The organism is Sphingobium cloacae (assembly GCF_002355855.1).
In the GTDB taxonomy this organism is placed as follows: Bacteria; Pseudomonadota; Alphaproteobacteria; order Sphingomonadales; family Sphingomonadaceae; genus Sphingobium; species Sphingobium cloacae.
This window is the reverse complement of sequence record NZ_AP017658.1, coordinates 63495-82720: the sequence shown is the minus strand read 5'-3', so window position 1 is coordinate 82720 and position 19226 is coordinate 63495. Positions and strand designations below refer to the sequence as shown.

The 19226-nt window shown below is 63.2% G+C and carries 14 protein-coding genes and 3 pseudogenes; 8 read left to right on the top strand and 9 right to left on the bottom strand.

Annotation, left to right across the window (positions count from 1 at the left end):
• The first annotated feature begins 159 nt into the window (after positions 1-159).
• The 3 genes from SCLO_RS21770 (at position 160) to SCLO_RS21760 (ending at position 2277) form a co-directional block, all read left to right on the top strand.
• Positions 160-768, top strand: coding sequence for a DUF6088 family protein (locus SCLO_RS21770; protein ID WP_007688042.1), 609 nt, complete (start codon positions 160-162; stop codon positions 766-768).
• Positions 761-1810, top strand: a complete 1050-nt coding sequence (locus SCLO_RS21765; protein WP_007688041.1) for a nucleotidyl transferase AbiEii/AbiGii toxin family protein — start codon at positions 761-763, stop codon at positions 1808-1810. Before SCLO_RS21770 ends, SCLO_RS21765 begins: the two co-directional genes overlap by 8 nt.
• Positions 1811-2073: 263 nt before the next feature.
• On the top strand, positions 2074-2277 hold the full coding sequence (locus tag SCLO_RS21760; RefSeq protein ID WP_007683427.1) for a hypothetical protein: 204 nt from the start codon (positions 2074-2076) through the stop codon (positions 2275-2277).
• Between the two features lie 48 nt (positions 2278-2325).
• On the opposite strand, the gene SCLO_RS23525 is transcribed toward SCLO_RS21760, so the two are convergent.
• From SCLO_RS23525 to SCLO_RS21730, 7 genes and pseudogenes are all read right to left on the bottom strand, one after another.
• The gene (locus tag SCLO_RS23525; RefSeq protein WP_007683426.1) at positions 2326-2484 is read right to left on the bottom strand and encodes a hypothetical protein; all 159 of its coding nucleotides are present in this window, start codon (positions 2482-2484) and stop codon (positions 2326-2328) included.
• 124 nt (positions 2485-2608) lie between these two features.
• Positions 2609-4381, bottom strand: a complete 1773-nt coding sequence (locus SCLO_RS21755; RefSeq protein WP_014072624.1) for a UvrD-helicase domain-containing protein — start codon at positions 4379-4381, stop codon at positions 2609-2611.
• Positions 4374-6439, bottom strand: a pseudogene (locus tag SCLO_RS21750) (ATP-dependent nuclease). The gene SCLO_RS21755 and the pseudogene SCLO_RS21750 overlap by 8 nt, the downstream one beginning before the upstream one ends.
• 159 nt (positions 6440-6598) lie before the next feature.
• The gene (locus SCLO_RS21745) at positions 6599-10039 is read right to left on the bottom strand and encodes an ATP-binding protein (RefSeq protein WP_056383892.1); all 3441 of its coding nucleotides are present in this window, start codon (positions 10037-10039) and stop codon (positions 6599-6601) included.
• Between the two features lie 2 nt (positions 10040-10041).
• The gene (locus SCLO_RS21740) at positions 10042-11295 is read right to left on the bottom strand and encodes a metallophosphoesterase family protein (protein ID WP_007683419.1); all 1254 of its coding nucleotides are present in this window, start codon (positions 11293-11295) and stop codon (positions 10042-10044) included.
• A gap of 91 nt (positions 11296-11386) precedes the next feature.
• Positions 11387-12406, bottom strand: a complete 1020-nt coding sequence (locus tag SCLO_RS21735; RefSeq protein ID WP_231923467.1) for a type IIL restriction-modification enzyme MmeI — start codon at positions 12404-12406, stop codon at positions 11387-11389.
• Positions 12407-12474: 68 nt separating this feature from the next.
• Positions 12475-13239, bottom strand: a complete 765-nt coding sequence (locus SCLO_RS21730) for an IS6-like element IS6100 family transposase (protein WP_001389365.1) — start codon at positions 13237-13239, stop codon at positions 12475-12477.
• A gap of 532 nt (positions 13240-13771) precedes the next feature.
• On the opposite strand from SCLO_RS21730, the pseudogene SCLO_RS21725 reads away from it, so the two are divergent.
• The 5 genes and pseudogenes from SCLO_RS21725 to SCLO_RS21705 all read left to right on the top strand — a co-directional run.
• Positions 13772-14191, top strand: a pseudogene (locus SCLO_RS21725) (DDE-type integrase/transposase/recombinase); the annotation flags it as partial.
• 80 nt (positions 14192-14271) lie between these two features.
• Positions 14272-14691, top strand: a complete 420-nt coding sequence (locus tag SCLO_RS21720; RefSeq protein WP_082734689.1) for a transposase — start codon at positions 14272-14274, stop codon at positions 14689-14691.
• Positions 14688-15059 carry an IS66 family insertion sequence element accessory protein TnpB gene (gene tnpB / locus SCLO_RS21715; RefSeq protein WP_062346440.1) on the top strand — a complete coding sequence of 124 codons (372 nt, stop codon included), beginning with the start codon at positions 14688-14690 and terminating at the stop codon, positions 15057-15059. Before SCLO_RS21720 ends, tnpB begins: the two co-directional genes overlap by 4 nt.
• A gap of 294 nt (positions 15060-15353) precedes the next feature.
• Positions 15354-16847 (top strand): IS66 family transposase, encoded by a 1494-nt coding sequence (gene tnpC / locus SCLO_RS21710; RefSeq protein ID WP_066522435.1) that lies wholly within the window; start codon positions 15354-15356, stop codon positions 16845-16847.
• A gap of 48 nt (positions 16848-16895) precedes the next feature.
• Positions 16896-17175, top strand: a pseudogene (locus SCLO_RS21705) (DDE-type integrase/transposase/recombinase); the annotation flags it as partial.
• On the opposite strand, the gene SCLO_RS21700 reads toward SCLO_RS21705, so the two are convergent.
• Positions 17171-18532 carry a hypothetical protein gene (locus tag SCLO_RS21700; RefSeq protein ID WP_061939921.1) on the bottom strand — a complete coding sequence of 454 codons (1362 nt, stop codon included), beginning with the start codon at positions 18530-18532 and terminating at the stop codon, positions 17171-17173. The pseudogene SCLO_RS21705 and the gene SCLO_RS21700 overlap by 5 nt on opposite strands.
• A complete protein-coding gene (locus SCLO_RS21695; protein ID WP_061939924.1) occupies positions 18529-19134 on the bottom strand; it encodes a recombinase family protein in 606 nt (201 codons plus the stop codon). The genes SCLO_RS21700 and SCLO_RS21695 overlap by 4 nt, the downstream gene beginning before the upstream one ends.
• Positions 19135-19226 lie beyond the last annotated feature (92 nt).

The following is a 19226-nucleotide window of genomic DNA, read 5'->3' as shown; positions in this document are numbered from 1 at the left end:
CTCCCGCGGGCGGCTTGCCTACCTTGCCTGTGTGGCCTTGGCATCCTATCTGGATGCGATGCCAAAATATCTTGGAAAATAGCGAATTTAGGCGCTGATACGCGCTTCTAGCTTGTTAGAAAAAAGCGTGCTATTATCTAACAGATAGGAGCACAGCCAGTGTCTGCGGTAGCCGATCGGATCATGAAGCGCGTGCGCGGCAAGGGCCGCGGCTGGGTGTTCACGCCCAAGAGCTTCGTCGACTTCGGGACGCGTGGGTCGGTCGACATGGCGCTGTCGCGCCTCGTGACCGCCGGCGACATCCGGCGCATCGGCCGGGGTCTTTATGACTATCCGCGCCAGCATGACAAGCTCGGTGCGCTCAGTCCCGATCCCGCCAATGTCGCCAAGGCCCTCTCGACGCAGAGCGGGGACAAGCTCGCACCGTCGGGCGCGGCGGCGGCGAACAGGCTCGGGCTATCGACCCAGGTTCCCGCCCGGGCCAGCTATGCCACGACCGGCCGCACCCGGGTCAGGCAAGCGGGCGGGCGCAGCCTGACGCTCAAGCACAGCCGCGCACCGGTGCTCGACAATGCGCCGGACTCGGTCAACGCGGTCGTGCAGGCGCTCGCGCATCTGGGGAAGGACAATATCGATAGCGACAAGATCCGGCACTTCGCCGCCCGCCTCGATGATCGCGACATGCGGATGCTCGCCCAGGCCAGGGCCGAGATGCCCGGATGGATGGGCGACGTCGTCTTAAAGATCGGCGCCGCCCGCAATGGATGAGTTCGCACGCAGACCAGCCGAGGATCGGCGCGCCTTTATCGATGAAGCGGCGGCGCGGCGGGATCTGACGCCGATCATCATCGAGAAGGATTTCTGGGTCTGCTGGACGCTACGCCGCCTCGTCATGTGTCCCGACCTCGCCGGTCACATGACCTTCAAGGGCGGGACCTCGCTGTCGAAAGCCTATGGGATCATCGCGCGCTTCTCCGAAGATATCGACCTCACCATCAGCCGCGCGGCGCCGCTGCTCAGCGAAGTCGCCTCGCCGATGGACAGCGACATTACCGGCAAGGAGCGCGAGCGCCGGACCAAGGCGCTCAAGGCGGCGGCACAGGCTTATGTCGCCACGGTCGCCATGCCGATCCTGGCGCGCGAAATCGAAGTCGCTCTCGGCACGGCCGAGGGCTGGAGCCTGGCGCTCGATCCCGACGACAAGGACCAGCAGACGCTGCTCTTCGTCTATCCGCGCACCTCGGGTTACGGGCTCGCCTATGGCGAGAATTACGGCGGCGCGGATGAAAGCGGTTACATCAAGCCGCGCATCAAGCTGGAATTTGGCGCCCGCGGCGACACGGAACCGTTCGCGCTTCGACCGATCTTGCCCTATCTGGCCGAAGACTTTCCCGAGGAACTGCCGGATCCGGTGACCGAGGTGCCGACGCTGGCCGTTGCGCGGACCTTCTGGGAAAAGGTCACGATCCTTCATGCGCTCCATCATAACGGCAAGCTGCGCGAGGGCATGTCGCGCCATTATTATGACGTGCTGATGCTCGACCAGGCGGGCATCACGAACGAGGCGATGGGGCGGATCGATCTGCTCGAGCAGGTCGTGCACAACAAGAGCCTGATGTTCGCGGACAGGTCGGCCTCCTATGACACCGCCGTGGTTGGAACGCTGCGCCTGTCGCCCGATGGCGCGACTTGGGAGAAGCTTGAGCGGGACTATGGCGCGATGTCGGAGATGTTCATGGCCGCGCCGCCGAAATTCGAGGCGTTGATGAAGGGTCTGGCGGCGATCGAGGGGACGATCAACGGGCGTTGATGCCGGAGACCGCGAATGAGCAAGTAATCTAAGTATTTGAAATAGAACGATAAAAGACTGATAATATATCTTATGTTAAATCAGTGCCAGCATCGCACAAGCGAGTGGCGGCTCACGCACCGAAGTCTGGCGTCATAAGCCGAAGGCGCACCGAAAAGCTGCTCGGGCTGCCGAAACCCGACAGGTTGGCAACCAGCTGGGTTTCGTGCCTGCACAAAGATGGGCTAAATGCGGGACCAATGGAATCGAGCGAGGGAACTTGCATGATCACCGCCAAGCACATCCCTTGGGAGCCGATCGGCACTTTGCCGGAAGACCGGAAAGACGGCCGTCGCTTGCTGCTCTGGGAGGTTGACCTCCCTGTGATCGGGCGATGGGATAGCGACCGTGAGGGCTGGGAAAATCCCGAAAGCATGCATATCCTGGAAGAAGTCATCTACTGGGCCGACATCACCCCACCCGTGTGATGAGTGGATAGGAAGGGGTTACTTATCGGTATCCGCAGTTCGACTGATTCAATAGTGCGCCAGCGTCCGGCCGATGCCGATCCGTCTGAACGGCGGCTTGGTCTTAAAGATATCGATGAGATCGAAAGCGCCGAGCGCGAAAGCCGCGATGTCGTTGCCGGCCTTCAGGACGATGAGCTCGCCGGCATTGTGTCTCTTCGCGATCATGCTGTTGTTGGGATGAGAGGTGCTGTCTCCCGCGGCGGCTCCGCTTCGAGCCAAGAGAAAATCTGGCTAAGATCGTGGTCCGTTTAGGCAGCGATCGTCACCATCGGTGGTGCCTCTCCCTTGGTCATGGCGCGGCCCCGCCCGCGGGATCTGCTGGAAGCGGGATCACATTGGCCTCGCCGAACAAAGCTGTCACCTTCGCCATCGCGAGCTCGCTTAGAATCTGGGTGAACAACAGCGCCAATCGGCGCTTCGGTCTGGAGCACGCGACGTAGAACAGGTTGCGATTGCTCTCGAAGGATTCGACCTTGTCTGCCGGGGGGCCTGGGTCGAGCCGTTCCAGCATCTGCGCGAAATTATACTTGTTCCAGCCACGGCCGACGATGACGAGCACGTTCTCGAACTCCGCACCCTTCACGCCGTGCTTGGTGGCGAAGGGCGTGTGACCATCGATGAACGCATCCACCGCCATCAGCTCGGTGTAGGCGACGTCCCGTAGCCTTCGCAGCTGGGCGATCCTCCGAGACTCGCCTTCGACCGGTTCGGGTCCGGCGTCGGCCAAGCGTTGCTCGCGGTCCAGCACCGCCTCGGGCAGATGCATGTGAGCCTGGCCTTTGATGAGGTCGATGACGGCGCCGATCGTGCCGGTCGCTCGCAATTGGATAAGCTGTTCGAGAGACTGCGTCCATGCGACCTTGTCGTGATGCCGACGGATGCACGGCCTGCCGGCGCCTAGGCTCTCAAACATCTCGCCATAGCGCTTCGCCTGAAAGGCCGCGCATGCTGGCTCGAGCTGGTCGGCCAGAAATTTGATGTGGGGGTCTTCTTTCTTGAGCCAGGCATCGTTGAACTGGCCATAAATGCTCTGGATGGTCGGATAGCCCTGTTCCTTCGCCAGCACGCTGTGGCTGAGCATCAGGATCTTGGTGCGTTCGACGGCAAAGTCCCAGCCCTCATCCGACAATCGCTGCTTCAGGTGATCGAGATAGGCGCGTGCCGCCTCGGGGCTCGTGTCGCCAGTCCAGTGACCACCGCCCTGGCCCGTTCGGCGCTGGCCCGGCCATGCATTCGTGTGAAAGATTCGAGCCTCACCCGGCGCATCCGGGTCGCTGGGGATCTGTTCGAGATCGGGTCGCATGCGATTGAGCACCGCGACGATGGGTTCGGCGGATCGGAAATTGGCGTTTTTGTCGATCACCTCGAGTGCTGCGTGCTCGACCGCACCGCATCCCTCACCGTAGATCTTCTGCCAATGGTCGCCGAACAGGCCAATGATAGGCCCCGTACCCGTACCTAGGAAATGCTGCTTTAGAGCCTCTACGAAGCCCGCATCGGTGTCCTGATATTCGTCAATCAGCAGCACGGGATAGCGCTTCGCTAGCACTAAGCGAAACTTGGGCCGTGCCAGCAGCTCCGTCATCAGCGTCAGCACGTCTTCGTGCTTCAATGACACCTCGTCTGGCGTCACCCGGGGATAGCCGAGGTCGTAATTGACCTTCCTCGCGCCTAGCCCCCCCACCCCGGCATCGGCGAGACGTTCTCCCCATCCCGGCAAGTCAGGCACGATCGCGCGGAGCTGGGGCTGAAAGTCCTGCAATACTGACCAACAAAATCCGTGAATGGTCTCCGGCCGAACCGCCGGGTGGGCCTGAACGCGCGCGATAATCTCATCCTTCGCCACGTTCGTGAACGTGATGCAACCAATCTGTTGGCGCTTACGCACAAGTTCCGTACCGCGAAGTTCGATCAGGCGGCGCAGCGCCTTTTCTAGGGAATATGTCTTGCCTGCGCCCGCGCCTGCCTCGAGCCGGAAGCTTTGTCCGGCATCGAAGCACGCATAGACACGCTCAAGTGCAAGGCGGCCGGCCGCGTCGGCGGCGGTCTCTTCGTCAGCCATCGACCTGGGCCCCATCAGCCGCGTCAATCACTTCGGCGACCAACTCGGCGGCGATCGCGTCTGGCCCGAGGGTCGGCGCTGGATTGCCTTGGGCAAGCCACCGCAACCCTTCGCCGATGTAGCGCGGCGTCCGCCACTCGGTGTTTACGATCGCATGTTCAAGCGCAAAGCTGGACTTTTTCTGTTCGGCCGCATGCTCATAGGCGAGCGTCGCCTGGTCGCCCTCGCCGAGATCGAAGAGTTCTGGATTGGCGAGGATGAAGGCATCCTCAAAGCTGCGAGCACATGGACCGCCATCCTGCTCGGGGATCTGATAGGCGAGCCGTCGTCCGCCGTCGGTCTTCTCCTCGGTCGACTTGTCGAGCAGCTGGGCTGGGCTCACGTCGGGCTCGTACCAGCTTTTGATACAGGCATTGCTGGTGAATGTGCCCTCGGCCACACGAACCGCCACGCGCTTGTTCTTGGCCCCGGGCGCAACGGAATCGATATCGGTGATGATCAGCGTGCGCAACTCGAGGAACGCCAGCAGGCCGAAGAAGCGATGGGCGTAGGCGCCGCCGACCTCCATGACAGTGAGGTACTGACTGCTTAGTTGCGGCTCGCCTTGCGCGGCAGCGTCGGTCTTGCGGATCATCGCCGGAAGGAGAAGGCGTTCAGCGGTTCCTTCGATCAGCACCGCCTTGTCCGCAAAGAAAAGGTCGCAGCGGGATAGCGTGAGATATTGATGAAGAAAATTGCGATCCTCTTCCGGCGCGCCGCCCATACCCTGCCGGAGATCCTTCACAACTGAGCGCCGGAGGCCCGGGCCGTCGGTAACCGACAGAAAATAGCGGAGGCTCTCGAAGCGGGCTTCGTTCGCCATGTGGGGCGAGTGGGTGGTGACGACGAACTGGACCGGCCACGGACGGTCGGCGTTCAATTGGGCGACGAACGCGTTGGCGATGTACTCCAGCTGGCGTATGAACACCTCCTGCATCTGGGGATGCAGATGCGCCTCGGGCTCCTCGATAAAGATTAGATGCACGCCGGCCGCTGTTGGCGTTCCCTGGAACTCGCGGAAGAAGCGCAGGAGCTGTAGTAGCATGTAAACGAGGTTGCGCGCGCCGAGGCCATTGTAGGTTTCGGGCAGGGTTACGCCGTTCACGCCCCGGTAGCGCAGGCGCGTGTGGTTGCGAGCAGCTTGTCGACGTCGAAGCTGGTCTCTGTCACCAATCCCGGGTCTACAAGGCCAGGATATCCAAACAGGTCGAACGTGGGCAGCAGTGAGGTCAGCTTGGCGTTAAAACCGATATGCAGATCGCCCTGGATCTGATCGACCGCCTCCTTGAGCTGCTCGGCGGTGCTGCGTCGCGTTGGATCCAGTTCGTCCGTCAATGCCGATTGGAAGAGCACCTCGACCACCTTGCCGAGCACGTCGCGCTCGCGGAATGTATCGTCATCCAGCCCGCGCTGGGCATTGATGAAGCCGCCGCCGACGAGCGCGGACAGGATCTTTGGTTCCAGTGTCTTCCGGTTGGTCGGGTCGTTCGGATCGACCGCTTCCAGCGATCCGGCATAGGCCGAGGCAATGCGATTTCCGAGTTCGCGGTAGAGCCGGGCGCGGTCCGCCTCCGGATCTTCGAGCGGCTCCGTTAAATCAACGAACAACGCCTGTAGCGCATTGGCCTTCGGCGCGAACCGGAACTCCAGCCGGGCCTCGTGGCAATCGGGATTCAAGTCGATGATGCACTCGCTAAGCGGCCCAAGATCGGCCGCATCGACGTCATAGCCGATATCGAGCACGAGCTTGATTGCTGGCAACTGTCCGAGCGTCTCGGACGAATCTTGCTGCGCGCGGAAAGACACAAGCGATGTCCAAAAGCATTCGTGACACCCGAGCGAAAAATCTTCGAGGCGGAAACTCAGGGCGCGATCGGACAGCAAGCGCCGGAACAGCTCGGCGATCGACGTCTTGCCGCTGTTGTTGCGGCCAACGATGAGCGTCGTCTGTTCTTCGAAACCGATCTCCACGTCGCGGAGGAGCCTGAAGTTTTCAATCTTAGCTCGGTTGATGCGCATTTTCCCCCCTATTTTGGCGCTATATAACCCGGGCGATGAACCCTAGCGTCAGCGCGCCCGACGCCATCGGCTTGGGCGCCGATCACCTGGACGTCCGCACGGCGGAACCAAGGATCGGTCCCGAAGATGATCATGGCGCTGTCCTCTAGCCGCATCGCGTCAAGCGAGCTCGCACTTCGAGTGGAGGTCGTCACCGACAACGGACTTGGCAATCTCGACAAGGTGGGGATGGTGCGTGAAGAACAGGACCTGCGTGGAACAGGCCACCTCGGCGAGCACCCTGAACCCCGCTTCGGCGCGCTCGTCGTCGAAGTTCACGAACAAGTCATCGGCGAGAAACGGCAGGTTGACCCCAGCCTTCACCGATTGCTCCAGCGCCGCCAGCCTAAGGGCGAGGAAGAGCTGGTCGGTGGTGCCCTCGCTCATGGCGCCCACCTCCACCATTGTGCGTCGATCGTCCCTCAGGCCCAGCAGCCGCGGGACGCTTCCGTCGGCGTCCACTCGTAGCGCGGCATAGCGGCCGGCGGTCAGAATCGAGAACAAATCGCCGGCGCGCAACAGCAACGGATCTTGATGTCTTTCGCGGTATTTCTCGATCGCCCACTTCAACGTCAGCGCCTGAGCACGCTTCAGGATGTACTGTTCGGCAAGGACTTCAAGCTCGGCCTTCGCCTGTTCCGCGTCCGATGCCGCGTCCACCGCGGCTGTCCCGCCCGCGTCGAGGGCGGTGAAAGCAGATCTGGCGTGGCCATGCGCCGTAGCCGCTGCGGCCACCTCGTCGTTCAATTCCCCCAACCGTGCATCCAGCGACGAGACGTGGCTCGCGATTTGGTCAGGATTAGAAGCGGCGACTGCGGCGACGAGTTCGTCCAGCGTGAAGCCGTCCCCTTCCTCGACGATCCTGCGTTCTATGGCGGCCCGCTCCACCGTCAGCCGGCGCTTCGCGCGCGACCGTTCGATCGCTTCCGATAATTCCGCGCGATCCGTCGATTTGGTTTCAGCGAGCGCGGGGGCCAGCGCCGCGTCGGCCGTGGCGAGCTTCGCCGAAGCCTCCTCGAACTGATCCGCGCGGCGGCGCGCTTCCTCATCCAGCGAATCGATCAGCGTGGCGGCCGACCTGGCCGCCGTGAGGCAATTCCTTAGAGCGCCAAGCCGCGTCGCCGTGTCGCCCGCGGGAACGTTGGAGCCATCGGACAACTTCTCTACCCGCTCCATGTGATTGCTGGCGTCCCTGCGGATCGTCTCGACCCTCCTGCGCAGGTCTGCCTCTGCCGCGATGGCGCCACGAAGATCATCGAGTAGTTCCAGAACCGCACCGCAAGTGACGATGTCCAGCTGCAGACCGGCTTCGTCCATTACTTCTCGCCAGGAGGTGACGTTCGACGCGTCCTCATCGTCGAGGCGCTGGTGCCGCCGGTCGAGGGCGGAGGCCTCCGCGGCGATCTGGTCCAACTGTTCTGCGGCAAGACGGCGCTGTTGCGTAAAATCCTCGTATTCAGCCCGCTTCCGCTCGGCTGCCGCGAGTACCGGCGTTAACGGTCCGCCGGCGTCCGCAACCTCCAACGCCTGCGCCAGCGCGGCCCGGCACCGGTCACGCCGTCCGACAATGGAAGCGAGATCGGCCCGCAACGTCAAGCCATCGCGATGGGCCTCGACCGCCGCGTCCCGCGCCGACCGCCAGGTTAGGAAACGGGTGGGCTCGAGGGCTGGCAGGCCGGCCGCGGTCAATCGCGCCGCCCATGCCTCCGCTGCTTCTCCATAACGCTTGCGGGCATCTTCAATCCGGCCCTGCGCTTGTTTGGCCTGAAGATCGTGCGACGCCTTGGACCGCTCGAGCACGGAGAGGCGGCTCGACTCCTCGGCCAGCGAAAAACGGAGGACCATCTTCTCGTCCACACGGGACACGCTTGTCTCGTAGTCGGCTACGGCCGCTTCTGGAGACCCGAGTGGGGTCCCCGCAAGGACATTCTCACGGATGGGTTGCCAGCAGTCCTGGCGGCTCAAACGGACCGATGCGATCTCGTCCTCGGACACGACGGTGCCGGTCGCGAGTTGGCCAATCTCCAGCGCAACCTTCTCGGCCTCTTCGGTCCAGTGCCGGAGCTGCTCCTCTTCACGGCGAACTTGGCCGAGAATTTCGGCCAGTTCGCTACGTGCGGACTCGATCTCCTCGTCGCCCACCTCGGGTAGCACCAGCAGCTCGTCGATTCCGCCCGTCCACGGCGAAAGGCGGGTGAGCAGGGCGGGCAGCGACGATGCCAACGCTTCGACCCTAAGGCCGGCTCCTTCGCAACGAGCGTCGGCATCCGATCCGAGCGCGCGTGCGGCGTCGACCGCATCAATGAGCGCCTCGGAAGCCGCGGCGGCCGATGCACCATCGAGCCGGTCCTGCGCGCGCTTCCTTCGGTCGTCGAGATCGTTCCGGCTCTCGGCGATCTGCCTTCTCGCGGCGGCGTTCTCGCCGTGAGTCCGGGAGAGGTCGCGCAACTTTGCCGCCAAAGCGCGTGAAGGTGTGGCGTCCGCGTTGGGTCCCGCTTCGGCCCTCAAACGGCGAGTCAGCGCCTCCGCGACGACGAGCTCCGCCTCGCGCCGGACTAGATCCTGCGCGGCCTTCGCGACGGCGCCCCCGTCCGCGATGAGCTGGTCGATCTCGTCCGCCTTTTCCAAAAGGGTCGGATCGGCCTCGATTTTGTCCCGACGGTTTTCCGCGTCAGCCTTTAGCTGCTCTGCGGTCGACCTCTGGCGCTGGGCCTCCTCGGCCTCGCGGATCACGCGTTCCGCCTCGTCCTCGCGTTGCACACTGAGATCAACGATGGTTTCGTAGCCGAGCAGGGTCTCGGTCTGCTCGTCGCGCAGCCGTACGAGCGGGGCGAGCCGCCTTACGCGGTCTGCAGCCCTCAGCTCCGTTTGGACCACGTCGCGGGCGTCTCGAGCCAGATTGAGTGCGGCCTGTGCCTCCAGCATCGCGTTCCGTGCGTCAGACCAGGACTTGGGCTTGAGAGCTGCGTCTCGGATCGTCTTGGTGGCTTCGGCGAGCTGGCGGTGCGCGAAGGTAAAGCTGCGTCGCTGGGACGTCGTAGGCGCCCAGATGGCATCGGCCTCGCCTTCGAGCTTCTTGAGCTCGTCGGCGACGCCGGTGAGGCCAGAACCCGCGGCGAACAACGTGCGGCCGAGGTCGTTCTTGGCTTCTACCATTGCCTTGCCTCCCGAGCGCAGGGCATCCTGGTCGAGACTGAAGGAGAGGCTGAAGGTTTCGCGGGTCTGCCCTTTCAGCATCGAGGCAAGGGGAGCCTCGTCGATCGCTGCGTCATTCGTGTCAAGCAGCGTGCCGGCCGTACCCTTTTTCCGGCGGCACGCGAACGTCCGACTACCGTCCTCCAGTACCGCACCGACCCTGAGGAGGATGTAATCGAACATGAAGTTGTACGGCGACCGCTGGGGGAATCCGAAAAGGAGGTCTGACACCGCCGCCAGCGAGGTCGTCTTGCCGGCTTCGTTCGCCCCATAGATGATGTGGAGGTCGGGGTCGCCGGACCGAAAGTTTAGCTCGCAGTCCGCGAAGCGGCCGTAACGTTCGAGGGAAAGGCGGGAGAAACGCATTGTCAGGCTTCCGGCGTCAGGCGCGACCGCAACGCCGTTGACGCGGTGCCGAGGATTCCTGCCCAGTCGCCCTGTGCCGCTAACAGACGCAATTCACCGTCCTCCGACTCACCGAGCGCGCTCTTCGCCAGAACCATGAAGCGCTCCAGATCCGCCTCAATCGCCGCCGCTAGTCCGAGGTCCGAGGAGCCCTCGCCGATCAATTCATCGAGATCCTCGCCGAGCACGGCGTGTTGTTCCGTGGTCGGCTCCGACACCAGTACCTTCACCTTCTCGACATGAAGGTCTGGCGAGATCGACGTGGCGATGGCGCGCACGTCGTCCCGAATGGCCCCAGCCTTGTCGATGAGCGCGCCTGCGCCTGCGAGCTCGCCCCTCAGGCTCACGCGGACGATCATTGGCCGACCGGAGCCATCGGCGCCGTGGATGCGCGTCAGTTCGGCGCGGATCAGGTCCGGGAGGCCGCCCGGCGATGAGCCGGCGCAATCGATGTCGAGGCGGATCCAGCGCACAACGTCCAGATCGATGCGATCAATGGACGAAACCTCGCCATCCACCACCGTCACGATGACTGCACCCTTTGCGCCCGCCTCGCGTATAGTGCGGCCCTGCACGTTGCCTGGAAAGACGACATAGGGGTTGTCGTTGACGATTTCGAACTCGTGCACATGGCCGAGTGCCCAGTAGTCGTAGCCCTTCCCGCGTAAATCTTCGACGCCACAGGGCGCGTATTTGGCGTGCCCCGGCCGCCCCGCCAAGGCGGTGTGGAGTACGCCGATGTTGAACGAGTTCGCTTCTGCGGCCGGATAGGAGAGGACGAGGTTGTCGGTGACGGCCGGCGTGGAAAAGCTCTGGCCGTGCAGCGCCACAGCGAGGTTCGGCAGCCTGTGGGTTTCGGGACGCCTCGGTCCGAATTGGCGAACGTTTGGCGGCCAAGTCAACGTCCGCGAGATCGCCGAGGCGGCGTCGTGGTTGCCGGCAATAATGAACGCTGGAATGCCGGCCTGATCGAGACGGCCCATGGCCCGGGCAAAGTAGAGTCCCGTCCCCATATCGCGCCAGTCGCCATCGAATAGATCGCCGGCGATGACGACAAAGTCCACCGCCTCGTCGATCGCGCATTGGATGAGGTTGTCAAACGCGGATCGCGTGGCCGACCGGATCTCCTCGACGGGAAGTCCATCGTACCGCGATAGGCCATGCAATGGACTGTCCAAATGGATGTCCGCAGCATGCAGGAAGCGGAAACTCGACACGGTGATGTTCCCCCCTGGCAGTCAGTGCCTACCGTTTATGAAGATAAGAGCGGCAAATGGAGACGTTGGCCATTTGCCGAAGCGCAGCTTCTCAGGCCGCATAGCGGCCGTCCTCAAGCTTTCGTACCATCCCCATTCCTGCAAGCGCATCAAGCACTGGCGCGACTGTAGAGGCGCGTTTCCCTTTGAATGCACGGGCAACATCTTTGGGCGCCAATGGTTTGGCGGACCGCGCCACGACGCTTGCGACGGCAACCACTTGTTCTGGAAGGGCGCTTGGCCAATCCCGCTCCACCTTCTTTGCCTTGGTGCCTCTGCGAAGTTGCAGGACGACTTGGGCCGGCTTCTTTCGGAGGGATTTCGCCTGGAAAGAGGGCCGAACCCACCGGATCTGCCCCGCACGCTCCTCCTCGGCTCGCTCGTCATTCAAAGCAACAAGCCTGACCAGCATTTCCTCATGTTCCAAGTCGCGCGGCCAACCGTATGCTTCAGCGACAGCCTCATCTATCTGTTGGTGATAATGGCGGATGAGCGAGACTTCGCCGCGTTCGGCGATGGACCGGTATTTGGGATCAAGAACTCCACCCTTGGCATCTCGCATACGGGCGAGCGTGGTATAAAGTGCTGTCAGGGTCAGATCCGAATGGCGCGCTAGAACCTTCCGGCGCAACCTGTCCAATTTGCGCGCTGCAATCCGAATCCTCTGCTCCAGTTCCGGCACGCTCGGCGGAAAGGGAAACGGATCAAAACAGGTTTCATTTTGATAACGCGGATCGTCGCCCGACCCCATCCGCCCGCCCGCACGAAGCGCCCACACGGTGTGCGCTGTGCTCGAGACCACGCCGAGAACATAGGGGTCGTCGGACGCAATCGCTATAACTGAGCCATCCACGAGACGGCCCGCACTGGGAATAAACTTGAAGAACCTCTCCGTAGCTGTTTCGCTGGTGACGATGTAGCGCCGGAGACCGCTGATGGCTGCACGAAGCCTCGGTCGAGGTTCTGCGAAGCGCCACCAATTGAGGCGGTACTGCTCCCTGTCGTTTTCATCGCGCTCTGGCTTCACATGATCGAACAGGTAGCGGTGCACGCCAGGGAAGCGATCATGCAACTCGTCCTCAGTCTGGCTCTGTTGCAAAGATTGGCGGCAGTCAGAGGTAGGCTGTCGCTCTGCGCCGATCAGGCGGCTGCTGCGAAATGGTGGTTGAGCATGCCCATGGCCTCCGTCAGCGCCGAGGGCCCAATGCCAAAAGCTCTCTCCACAAGGCGCACCTCGCCCCTGATGCCGGGCTGCAGGCACCAGGGGCGAGCCTGTCCTTTGCGCAGGGCTCGCATGACTTCGAATCCCTTGATCGTGGCATAGGCCGTGGGGATCGATTTGAAACCGCGCACCGGCTTGATCAGTATCTTGAGCTTTCCGTGATCGGCCTCGATCACGTTATTGAGATACTTCACCTGCCGGTGGGCCGTCTCCCGGTCCAGCTTTCCTTCGCGCTTCAATTCGGTGATCGCTGCACCATAGCTCGGCGCTTTGTCGGTATTGAGCGTGGCAGGCTTTTCCCAGTGCTTCAGGCCTCGCAGGGCCTTGCCCAGGAACCGCTTCGCTGCCTTGGCGCTGCGGGTCGGCGACAGGTAGAAATCGATCGTGTCGCCCCGCTTGTCGACTGCCCGGTACAGGTAGGTCCACTTGCCCCGCACCTTGACGTAGGTTTCATCCAGGCGCCAGCTCGGATCAAAGCCACGCCGCCAGAACCAGCGCAGCCGCTTCTCCATCTCCGGGGCGTAGCACTGGACCCAGCGATAGATCGTCGTATGGTCGACCGAAATGCCGCGTTCCGCCAGCATTTCCTCAAGGTCGCGATAGCTGATCGGATAGCGACAATACCAGCGCACCGCCCACAGGATCACATCACCCTGGAAATGGCGCCACTTGAAATCCGTCATCGTTCCGTCCGTCCAATCTCCGCCAAGCATGCTCAAGCTTCACGATTTTTGCAACAGAGCCTGATTTACGACGCAGGTCGCGACGGTCGAGCGCTCTGTCGGTCTTTACTCTCTGAGCTCAGGAAGTAGGCGCGCTAGCCATAATGATCCGGGTGAATTGATTGTACGTCGTGGAAGTCAGGACCAACTTGCACACCGCGTTCGGATAAGTGTAACAGCGTCTTATGAAACCAGTGCGCGGGTGGAGTCATTTGCGTCTCTGGTGACACGCATGCTGCCGAGCAGGGCGGCATTTGCGCTGTATCGGGTCATTTTCATTACTTTGCGAGTTCGGCGGGCACACGTTGCCTGCGGACCAAGCACAGGCGGGTGTGGGCAGCCGCCAGGCAGGCACTGTCAACTTAGCGCGGGGACGGCTTGCTGTGGCCGATCGTGATCGGTAGCCGCCCGCCATGACCCGACTTGAACAGGGTGCATGGTACATTCTATCGATCGTCCGGTCATGATGCCTCTCCGCGAGAGTTTGCTCGGATTGGCGCAGATCGGCATCCCACGGGCGACCTTCTACCAGTGGTGCGAGCTCCATGCGAGCGATGGGCCGGGGGCGCTGGAGGACCGCCCCTCGCGTCCGGGGCGGGTGTGGAACCGCATTCCGGACGATATTCGCATGCGCATCGACGCGCCCGAGCTCTCCCCGCGCGAGCTGGCCGTCCGCTTCACCGACGAGCAGGGCTATTTCGTCTCCGAAGCGTCAGTCTACCGCTTGCTCAAAGCACATGACCTAATCACCAGCCCTGCCTTCATCGTCGTCAAGGCCGCGGACACGTTCCACACCAAGACAACTGCGCCCAATCAGCTCTGGCAGACGGACTTCACCTATCTGAAGGTGATCGGCTGGGGCTGGATGTACCTGTCGACCGTGCTCGACGACTTTTCCCGCTACATCGTATCCGTCATCCCAGACCCACGTGGCGTAGATGGCCATGAGCTTTGAGTGTCCCGCGTGCATATCGCGTAATTTGATTCGGCGGGGTGACTGTGGAGCAAGAGATCGACGGCAGTGGCGGCGTGGAGAACGGGCGCCGACGGCGCTGGACGCTGGAAGAGAAGCGCGCGGTGGTGGAGCTGTCGCTCGATCCGGCGTGCAGCATGGCGGAGGTGGCCGCGTGTTTCGATGTCCTTCCGGCCCAGATATATGCCTGGCGCCGCGAGTTGCGCGAGATGGCGGAGGACGCGGCGCGCGAGGACAGGGCGATGTTCCTGCCGGCGGTCATCGAGCCGACATCGGTGCCGGCGGTGCTGCTCGAACCGGAGGCCGCGAACGCGCGGCTGCTGCCGGACGCGGTGGTGCAGGTCGCAATGGAAGTGCGCGGCGTGCCAGTGATGGTCGCCCACGGCGCAAGTTCGACGCTGGTCGCCTCGGTAATCGCAGCGCTGCTGAGGGCGCGATGATCGGGCCGGGCAGCGACGCCAAGGTGCTGATCTACACCAAGCCGATCGATTTCCGCTGCGGCATCGACACGCTGGTGGCCAAGGTCCAGCACGAGTTGAGCCAGGATCCGTGGCGCGGAGTCGCCTATATTTTTCGTTCCAAGAGGAAGGACAGGCTGAAGATTCTGTGGTTCGACGGCACCGGCATCTGGCTGATGACCAAGCGCGCCGAGGCCGCCGAAGGATTCGCCTGGCCGCCGGCGGTCGATGGCAGTTTTTCGATCACGGCGGCGCAGATGGCAGCACTCACCTCGGGCATGGACTGGCGTCGGCACCGCGCGCCAAGGCGCGTAAATCCGCCTAAAATCGAGGGTTTCGCTGATGCGTGAGATAGTCGCGACAGGCCGAGTCAACTGCGCTGGACGCGTCGTTACGCATGTGATTCGATGCCTGCCATGGACCCGCTGACGGCCTCCTGCAAAGACCCAGTTGCGCTGCTCGCGACCATCGCGAAGCTGACCGCCGAGGCGGCCGAACGCGACCAGCAGATCGTTCGCATCAACGCCGAGAACGAGGCGCTCGCCCGCGCTGCGGCCCAAGCTGAGGCGCGCGAGATCATCGCGCTCGCCACCGCGAAAGCGGCCGAACACGCCGCCGTCATCGCCGAGGCGAAGGCCGCCGAGATGGAGGACGCGCTCGCGGCCGCCCGCGATGAGGTCAAGCGCCTCAACGACATTCTCGACCAGTTCAAGCGCCACCGTTTCGGCCAGAGCGCCGAGCGGCTCGATCCCGACCAGTACCAGCTCGTGCTCGAAGAGCTCGAAGCTGCCTTGTCGCGCGCCGAGGCCGGGCTCGAAGCGCTGATCGACCAGGCTGACGCGACCGGCGAGACAAAGCGCCGCCGCCGCAACAACCGTGGAGCGCTGCCCGCCCATCTCGAGCGTATCGAGCAGGTCGTCGACATCGAAGACAAGCAGTGTGCCTGCTGCGGCAACGATCTTCATGTCATCGGCGAGGACGTCACCGAGCGCCTCGACGTCGTGCCCACCATCTTCCGCGTGCTGGTCACCCGCCGTCCGCGCTATGGCTGCCGCGGCTGCGACGAGGGCGGCGTCACCCAGGCGCCGGCGCCAAGCTTCATCGTCGATCAGGGCCTGCCCACCGACGCGCTCGTCGCCCAGGTCATCGTCGCGCGCTACGCCGATCACCTTCCGCTTTACCGGCAAGCCCAGATCTACGCCCGCCAGGGGATCGATCTCGACCGGGCAACGCTCGCCGACTGGGTCGGGCGCGTCGGATGGTGGCTGACTCCGCTCAGGCAGCATCTGCTCGCCGAGCTGCGAAGTTCGGTGAAGCTGTTCGCCGACGAGACGCGCATGCCCGTGCTGGCGCCCGGGACCGGCAAGACCAAGAGCGGCCAGCTGTGGGCCTATGCCCGCGACGATCGGCCATGGGGCGGACTCGCGCCGCCCGCCGTCGTCTACATGTACGCCGCCGGCCGCGGCGGCATGCATCCGATCGACCATCTCGGCGACTTCGCCGGGGTGCTCCAGGTGGACGGCTATGCCGGCTACAATGAGATCAAGCGCCGCAATGGCGTCACCCTCGCATTCTGCCTGCTTCACGCGCGGCGCAAGTTCTACGATTTCCGCGAAAAGGAGCCCGTTGCCGACGAGGTGCTCCGTCGCTTCTCGGCGATCTACAAGATCGAGGCGACGCTCAGGGACACCTCGCCCGAGGCGCGGTTCGAAGGGCGGCAGCTGATACTGAAGCCGCTGTTCGATAACCTGCGCGACTATCTCTCGAAGAACCTCGGCCGGTTCAGCGCCAAGGGCAAGATGGCCGAAGCGATCAACTATATGCTCAACCACTGGCAGCAGCTCACCTATTGCCTGCTCGACGGCCGCGTCGAGCTCGATACCAACACGGTCGAAAGAAGCATCCGCCCGATTGCCCTGTCGCGCCGCAACTCGTTGTTCGCCGGCAGCGATGCCGGGGCAGACAATTGGGCGGTGCTCGCCAGCCTTCTCGAAACGTGCAAACTCTCGGACGTCGATCCGCTCGCCTGGCTCACCGCCACCCTCACCAAGCTTGCCAACGGTCATAGCAACAAGGACCTCGATTCCCTCATGCCCTGGCACTTCCCCAAGATCGCCGGGCGCAACGCCCCCTCTTAAGACGCTTGACCGGCACGTTTCCGCCACGTGGGTCTGGGATGACGGATACGCTACATCATCGCCTGGAAGCTCTGCACCACCATGACGGCTGGCGATGTCACCGAGACGCTCGAGGCAGCGCTCAAAGCCTCGGGCTGCGATCAGGCGCGCGTCCAGCACCGGCCGCGGCTGCTCTTTCGACAATGGCCCGAGCTACATCGCCAGCGATCTCGCCGACTGGCTCGAGGATAGGAAGATCAAGCATATTCGAGGAGCTCCATGCCGGCCCTTATGCATTAATCGGACACAGATTCACGGTAGGCGTCAGCGTCAGTGGAAGGGGACTATTTCCGCAGGTCTTCGATGCCGAGTTCGCGCCACATCCAGGTGAAATCGTAGGTTGCCATCGGGTCGTTCGGTTCGGGGTGAGCGCTGCTACGGTTTTCGAGATGCTTGAGCCACCCAGCTACTCGATAACGGCCTGCGGCCGTTCGAACGGCCGCACGTGGGCTGATGTCCCCAAGCATTCCAACGGGTTCATCGAGCGTCGCGCGGTACTGGCGGTCGAGCATGGCATGAACGAGCGGGGTTGCCACCTCTGGCGCAATGGCCGGTGCCGGTTCGGATGTTGTCAGTCCCTCGGCCCGCGCGGCCATGGCCTGTTCGATCGTCTCGATCGTGGTCAGCGGCGAGCCGACCAACCCGGCGAGCGCATCGGTGATGAGCGCGGTACCGCGTTTCGCCCGCTCGGCCGAGGTGACGGCGAGAACCAGAGCCCGGCCTTTCAATTCGACATTGCCGAGCACCGGGGTGCCGTTCGCCATCGTCACACCCCACGCCATACGGCCAGTGCTTCTCGCCTTTCCGTCCGGTTTTTCGCCCAGCCAGTTCCAGAAGTGCGTGGTTTCCCGCTGAAGCGTAGGGACAGTGTCGAGCCGCTCGCCGACCAGCGCCTGGGTCACGCCGCGTGCAAAGGGAAAGCGCACGCGGTGGAACACCACCTCCTCGCCATCACTGTTGAGCAGCGTGGGGATGGACGCCGGTCCCATGGTCTTGGGAACGACATCGAACAGCCATGCGGTGCTGATGAGTGCCGGAAGTGCGGCCAAATCGTCGGGGTTCAGCTTCAATGCGGTGTTTGGGCTACGCTTGCCTTTCGAACGCCGCAGATCGGCGACGAGCGCCTCGGCCGCCTCCATCGTGAATGACAACACGCCGCCCGACAGGAGGTGCTTGCCTCCGACCTGCACGACGCGGGCACCGATCCTGTCCCATTGCTTCAGCGTCTGCGAGGCGCTGCGCTCCGATACTCTAAGGGGTTCGCCGCCCCGGATCAGGTCACGCACGAGGAAGCCACTGCCGGGCTCGACCTCGCTCACCTCGTGGAGGCTCATCACCGACGATCGAAGGGCACGCAGGTAGATTTTGGTCGGGCCGCTCTCGTTCCAGCCCCGGCGCCGGATATAGTCATCAACGATGTTCCGGTCCCCGGGTTGGATGGTGCGCGTCAGCAGATCCTCGAACGCGCATCCCCACAACACGCCCGCCCAATGATCGCCGACGATGTCCGCCAGCTCATCCGCTTCGAAGTCGAACTCCTCCATCGCCAGCCCGAAATGATCGCCGAGCGCATCGCGAAGATGATCGGCCCAGGCCGGCGAGGTGGCGAATTTCATAACGCCGGACAGATCGTGACCACGCTTCATGCCTGTTCCCTCTGCTGTTGCCCCAATTGCTGGCGGTGCGCGGCGACGATGCGCGAGACTGTGGGTTCGCTGACGCCGTAGAGCCGTGCCATCTCGGCACCGGACTTGCGGCCGGAAGTGACGGACTCGGCGATTTCGCGACGCTGCTTGTCGCCGAGCTTGCGCCGACGCCCGCCGATCCGTCCTTCTGCTCGCGCCTGAGCCAAGCCGGCGCTGGTGCGCTCACGGATCATCGCGCGCTCGAACTCGGCGAAGCTTCCGACCATCTGCATCATCATCCGCCCTGCCGCAGTGGTGGTGTCGATCGCCTCGGTTAGCGAGCGGAAGCCTGCGCCTGCCAGCTCGATCCGCTCCATGATGTGCAGCATGTCCTTCAGGCTGCGCGACAGTCGGTCAAGCTTCCAGACGACGACGACATCGCCGTCGCGCAACTGGCCGATCATCTCCAGGAGCTTGGGCCGGTCCCACCGCCCGCCGCTGGCGGTCTCCTCGTACACGCGCTTGCAGCCGGCTGCATCGAGCGCGCGCCGCTGCGCGGCGTTCGACTGGTCGTCGCCCTTCGACACGCGGGCATAGCCGATCAGATAGGGTTCGCGTGTCATCCAGTATCTTTCACAAACGGTCGTATCCTGAGGCGGGAACAGCATGCACGCATTTCCGCAGCCTTCCGCCTTTCATAATCCTCTTTCATTAA